This is a genomic window from Klebsiella sp. Ech2A (genome assembly GCF_030078455.1).
In the GTDB taxonomy this organism is placed as follows: domain Bacteria; phylum Pseudomonadota; class Gammaproteobacteria; order Enterobacterales; family Enterobacteriaceae; genus Klebsiella; species Klebsiella terrigena.
This window is the reverse complement of the sequence record NZ_JAQGFU010000256.1, coordinates 1-5,370: the sequence shown is the minus strand read 5'-3', so window position 1 is coordinate 5,370 and position 5,370 is coordinate 1. Positions and strand designations below refer to the sequence as shown.

Below are 5,370 nucleotides of genomic sequence, written 5' to 3'. Positions count from 1 at the left end.
GTAAAAAAGCTCTGCTCCATCTGCTGCAGCTGCCAGCGCTCGAAGGCCGGAGTATCGGCCACCCAGCCCGCCTCTACCGCCCACTCCAGCCCCTGCGACCAGCTATAGCCGCCGACCGGCAGGTTGCTGCTGGCCAGCTGCATCAGCCGCAGGCGTTTTTCCGGCGACGGCATTTAGTGACCGTGCCCGTGATGGTGGTCGTCGTGGCTATGGCCATGATGATGGCCGTGCCCGTGGCTCTCGCTGGCGTAGGCGCCGGCTTCCGGTTCGAACGGCAGGTGGGCGAAGCTCACCTGCAGGCCGAACTGGCGCAGCATATCGTCCAGCACGTGGTCGTGGTGGTAGCGCAGCTCGCCGGGCATAATCTGCAGCGGAACGTGGCGGTTACCGAGGTGATAGCAGGCTTTCGCCAGCGTAAACGGATCCTCGCAGCGCACGACGGAGACGCCCTCATCGGCGGCAACGACCGCGACAAACTCGCTGCCCTCTTCATTGCTCAGCACGTCACCGCCCCGCAGCAGCAGGCCGCGCGGCAGCAGCAGGCCCGCTTCGCGCCCGTCGTTAAGGGTGACTTTGATTCGGCTTTTTACCCGCACATCAATCGGCAGCGTGACGCTGGCCGTTGCCTGCACCGGCGCATCCACGCGTTGGGTCAGATACAGCATCCGGACTCCTTAAAACAGAAAGTAACGTTGCGCCATCGGCAGCACTTCTGCTGGTTCGCTGGTGATTAATTCCCCGTCAATGCGCACCTCATAGGTTTGCGCATCAACGGTAATATTGGGCTGCAGGCCGTTATGGATCATGTCGGCCTTCTGCAGCGTTCGGCAGCCCTTCACCGTGGCCGTGGCGCTGTGCAGATTGAGGCGCTGCGCCACGCCGCTCTCTACCGCCGCCTGCGACAGGAAGGTCAGCCGGCAGCGATGGCGGGCGCTGCCCAGCGCCCCGAACATCGGCCGATAGTGCACCGGCTGCGGGGTGGGAATCGAAGCGTTAATATCGCCCATTGGCGCGATGGCAATCATCCCGCCCTTCACCACGCACGCCGGCTTCACGCCGAAGAACGCCGGGGACCACAGCACCAGGTCCGCCATCTTGCCGGCCTCAATCGAGCCGACCTCGTGGGCGATACCGTGGGTCAGCGCCGGATTGATGGTGTATTTCGCGATATAGCGCTTAACGCGAAAGTTATCGTTGTCGCCGCGCTCTTCCGCCAGCGGGCCGCGCTGGACCTTCATGCGGTGAGCAACCTGCCAGGTGCGCAGCACCACCTCGCCGACGCGGCCCATGGCCTGCGAATCGGAAGAGGTCAGCGAGAAGGCGCCGATATCGTGCAGGACGTCCTCGGCGGCGATGGTTTCCCGGCGAATGCGCGATTCGGCAAACGCCACGTCCTCCGCGATATCCGGGTCGAGGTGATGGCAAACCATCAGCATATCGAGGTGCTCATCGATGGTATTGACGGTGTAGGGCAGCGTCGGGTTAGTCGAAGAGGGCAGAATATTGGGGTGCGCGCAGGCGGTAATAATATCCGGCGCGTGGCCGCCGCCGGCGCCTTCGGTATGGAAGGTGTGGATGGTGCGACCGCCAATCGCCGCCAGGGTATCTTCGACAAAGCCGGACTCGTTGAGGGTATCGCTGTGCAGCGCGACCTGAACGTCCATCTCATCGGCGACGGTCAGCGCGCAGCTGATAGCCGCCGGCGTCGCGCCCCAGTCTTCGTGGATTTTCAGGCCAATCACGCCAGCCGCCACCTGCTCGCGCAGCGCGTCAGGGTTGGAGCCGTTGCCTTTACCCAGCAGACCGATGTTGACCGGCAGGCTATCCGCCGCCTGCAGCATCCGCGAGATATACCACGGCCCGGGCGTGCAGGTGGTGGCGTGGGTGCCCGCCGCCGGCCCGGTGCCGCCGCCGACCATGGTGGTGACGCCGGAGACCAGCGCCTCTTCCGCCTGCTGCGGGCAGATCCAGTGGATATGCGTATCGACGCCGCCGGCGGTGACTATCTTACCTTCGGCGGCAATGATTTCCGTCGCCGCGCCGATAGGGATGGTGACGTCAGGCTGGATATCCGGGTTACCCGCTTTGCCAACGGCGAAGATGCGCCCCTCTTTGACGCCGATATCCGCTTTCACGATCCCCCAGTGATCGACGATCAGCGCGTTGGTCAACACCAGATCGACGCACTCCGCTGAGAGCATTTGCCCCTGGCCCATGCCGTCGCGAATGACCTTTCCGCCGCCGAACTTCACCTCTTCGCCGTAGGTGGTGAGATCGTCCTCAACCTCTATCCACAGCTCGGTGTCCGCGAGGCGAACCTTATCGCCGGTGGTGGGGCCAAACATATCGGCATAGGCCTGGCGTGAAATATTACTCATCGGTTGCCTCCAGTTTTCCCATCACCGCCCCGCGAAAGCCGTACACCGCGCGGGCGCCGGCAACGGCAACCAGCTCCACTTCACGCTTTTGCCCGGGTTCAAAACGGACCGCGGTACCGGCGGCGATATTCAGGCGATAGCCCGTCGCCTGCTCGCGGTCGAACTTCAGCGCCGGGTTCACTTCGGCGAAGTGATAGTGCGATCCCACCTGGATAGGCCGATCGCCGTGGTTTTCAACGATTATGCTGCGGGTCATGCGGCCAGCGTTAAGGGCTATCTGGCCGGGCTTCACTTGGTACTCACCTGGGATCATCGCGACACCTCAGATTATCGGATTGTGGACGGTGACCAGCTTCGAGCCGTCCGGGAAGGTGGCTTCGACCTGGATATCGGGGATCATTTCGGGCACGCCCTCCATCACCTGACTGCGGCTCAGGACGTGGCGGCCCTCTTCCATCAGCGCCGCCACGCTATTGCCGTCGCGGGCGCCCTCCATAATAAAGGCGCTAATTAACGCCACCGCTTCCGGGTAGTTCAGCTTCAGCCCGCGGGCCAGGCGGCGCTCCGCCACCAGCGCGGCGGTAAACAGCAGCAGCTTATCTTTCTCTCTGGGTGTCAGTTCCATAGCGCTCTCTCAGGTCAGCCAGATTCGGGGAGGAACCGGGGGTTTCCCGGTCAGATGCGGGCGCATAAACTGCCAGATATCGCGCATCGCCCGCTGGCACAGCAAATTATCATCACTTAAAAATCGGACCGTCAGCAGGCCGTCGGTCAGGCTGGCGCCGGCGTAGCTGGCAAGCCCGGCGAGCCGCTCGCGCACGCCGTCGAGCAGGGTCTCGTTGGCCGGATAGAACAGCAGCGTTCCTATCCACGGCCGCTGGGCGATGCAGGCCAGTTGGCCGTCGGCGAGGCGCAGGCGTTCTACCAGCAGCGGCGTCTCATCAACCCACACCTCCAGCCGGTTCGCGAGGGTGCCGTGGCTAAAGGTTTCGCCCATCACCGGACGGCCGAGGCACAGCAGATCCCAGGCTAAAAGGGTGCTGGTGGCGCAAAGATGGAAGGTGGTCTGCAGATTAGCCCGCGCGCCGGGGAAAAAAATGGCGTCCTGCGGCAGCCATTCAAGAATAGCCTGCGGCGCGACGGTGAAGCGCTGGTGCAGATGCGCCTGCGCGCCGCTGCTGCGGTAAAACTTGCTGGCGCCGGGCATGGTCATCAGCGCGTGGCTGCCGCCGTCGAGGGCGGCGGTAATCGTCAGCTCGTCGCCGCCAACGATGCCGCCCGGCGGATGCAATAAATAGAGGTGGCAGGTTTCTTCTTCGGGATAAAAAGGGCGCTGGACGGTTAACGGGCCAACGTGACGGGAAGAGGTCAGGACCGTTTTATCGCCGATAGATTGAAAGCGGAGATCCAGCGTAGCCTGCCAGCCTTTTTTTGTCTGTGGTAACACGGTGCTGTGCAATGTTGCGCCCCTGCAAACTCAAGAAAAAACAGCAGCGATGAGTATTGATCGGCCGCAAAGCATCCCGATCATATGAAAAGCTTATGCTTATTATCCCCGTAAACCGCCGCCGGCTGCGGATAGGGTCCATCCCTGGACCTTCCCCCGCAGGCGGGATCGCTACATGTTGAACGGTTGAGGGGCGGTGGGGAAAAGGTGCTCAGTGCGAGCGCCCGGGGTAACGCTATTTATCCTGATAATCCTCGGCGTCGATATCGTAGCCCGACGGTTCCCAGCGGATGGCCAGCAGCGACAGCAGGCCAATGAGCGGCGCCGCGGCGATAACCCAAAAGACGCGCGTATCCAGCGCCGCGACCAGCAGCGGGAAGAGGAACAGCGACAGCGTTGAGCTGCTGCGCATCAGGGTTTGGTTGAGGCCGACGCCGACGCCGCGCAGCGACGTTGGGTAGCTCAGCGAGGCAAAGGTCATGGTATGCGCACCGGGGCCAAAGCCCTGGCCGAAGAGGAACAGCGCCAGCATGGCGACCGCGGTGATCCCTTCGGCGGCCCCTTCCGGGCGGCCAATCAGCGCCAGCCCCAGCAGCGCCGCCAGCTGGCAGCCGTATCCCGCCAGCGACATTTTCCACGCCCCAAGGCGCGGCACCAGGCGTACCGCCAGCAGCCCGCCGACGAAGGCGAAGAGCAGGTTCAGCGCCAGCGAGATTAGGATCGTGGTCAGCATCGACTGCACGAAGAAGCTGGAGATAATCACCGGCAGGCCGAAGGCGACGGCGTTATAGGCGAATGACGAGACCACCGAGAGCAGCGTCGCCAGGGTCGTACGCCGCAGGTAAACTCCCTGGAACAGGCGTAAATAGTTGCTCCACTGGGCTTTTTTCACCACCGGCGCCGGTTTATCCAGCGCGTCCTGCGCCACGTGGGCGTTGATGTTGTACGCCTGGCGCAGAATCGAGGCTGCTTCACGCAGGTTGCCCTGATTGGCGGCCCAAACCGGCGACTCGCTCATATAGCGGCTGCGAATGGCGATAATCACCAGCGCGGGGATTGCGCCGAAGCCGAGGATCAGCCGCCACAGCCAGTCGCTGTGGCTTTCCGGCAGCGCGGCGTAGAAAAACAGCACCAGCAGGTACGAAACGCTGATGGCGGCGTACCAGGTCGGGCACCACATGGCGACGCTGGCGGCTTTGTTGCCCGGCCCTTTGAGTTTAGAAAATTCGCTCAGGAAGGCCATCGCCACCGGCAGGTCAATGCCCACCCCGAGCCCCATGACAAACCGGGCGCCGGTGAGGACGTATTCGTTGGGCGCCAGCGCGCAGGCGATTGCGGCAACCACGAAGAACAGCATATCCGCCATAAAGACGCGGTAGCGGCCGATTTTATCCGTCAGGTAGCCGCCCAGCAGCGCGCCGACGATGGCGCCGAAGGTGATGGCCGAGGCCACCATGCCGGTGCCGGCGGGCGTCAGGTTGAATTCACGGGTAATGTCCTTCAGGCCAAAGGCCAGGGAGCCGAGGTCGTAGGCATCGGGGAAAA

6 protein-coding genes and 2 pseudogenes are annotated in these 5,370 nt (G+C 63.2%); 1 reads left to right on the top strand and 7 read right to left on the bottom strand.

Going from position 1 to position 5,370, the window contains the following annotated elements; genetic code table 11:
• The 6 genes and pseudogenes from PFH44_RS24705 to PFH44_RS24680 form a co-directional block, all read right to left on the bottom strand.
• A pseudogene (locus PFH44_RS24705) lies at nt 1-173 on the bottom strand (urease accessory protein UreF); the annotation flags it as partial.
• Nucleotides 174-665, bottom strand: a complete 492-nt coding sequence (ureE, locus tag PFH44_RS24700) for an urease accessory protein UreE (protein ID WP_045856818.1) — start codon at nt 663-665, stop codon at nt 174-176.
• A gap of 9 nt (nt 666-674) precedes the next feature.
• The gene (ureC, locus tag PFH44_RS24695) at nt 675-2,378 is read right to left on the bottom strand and encodes an urease subunit alpha (protein ID WP_045856820.1); all 1,704 of its coding nucleotides are present in this window, start codon (nt 2,376-2,378) and stop codon (nt 675-677) included.
• Nucleotides 2,371-2,691: an urease subunit beta gene (locus PFH44_RS24690; protein ID WP_123708872.1), complete on the bottom strand. Its 321-nt coding sequence runs from the start codon at nt 2,689-2,691 to the stop codon at nt 2,371-2,373. The genes ureC and PFH44_RS24690 overlap by 8 nt, the downstream gene beginning before the upstream one ends.
• Nucleotides 2,692-2,700: 9 nt before the next feature.
• Nucleotides 2,701-3,003: an urease subunit gamma gene (locus PFH44_RS24685; protein ID WP_041147294.1), complete on the bottom strand. Its 303-nt coding sequence runs from the start codon at nt 3,001-3,003 to the stop codon at nt 2,701-2,703.
• A 9-nt stretch (nt 3,004-3,012) separates the two neighbouring features.
• Complete coding sequence (locus PFH44_RS24680; RefSeq protein ID WP_045856824.1) at nt 3,013-3,837, bottom strand: urease accessory protein UreD; 825 nt, start codon at nt 3,835-3,837, stop codon at nt 3,013-3,015.
• Between PFH44_RS24680 and PFH44_RS24675 the strand changes: the two are divergent.
• Nucleotides 3,827-3,910: pseudogene (locus PFH44_RS24675) on the top strand (short-chain dehydrogenase); the annotation flags it as partial. The gene PFH44_RS24680 and the pseudogene PFH44_RS24675 overlap by 11 nt on opposite strands.
• 150 nt (nt 3,911-4,060) lie before the next feature.
• Here the strand turns inward: PFH44_RS24675 and PFH44_RS24670 are convergent.
• On the bottom strand, nt 4,061-5,370 hold a 1,310-nt coding region (locus tag PFH44_RS24670), incomplete at its 5' end, for an MFS transporter (protein ID WP_283826461.1).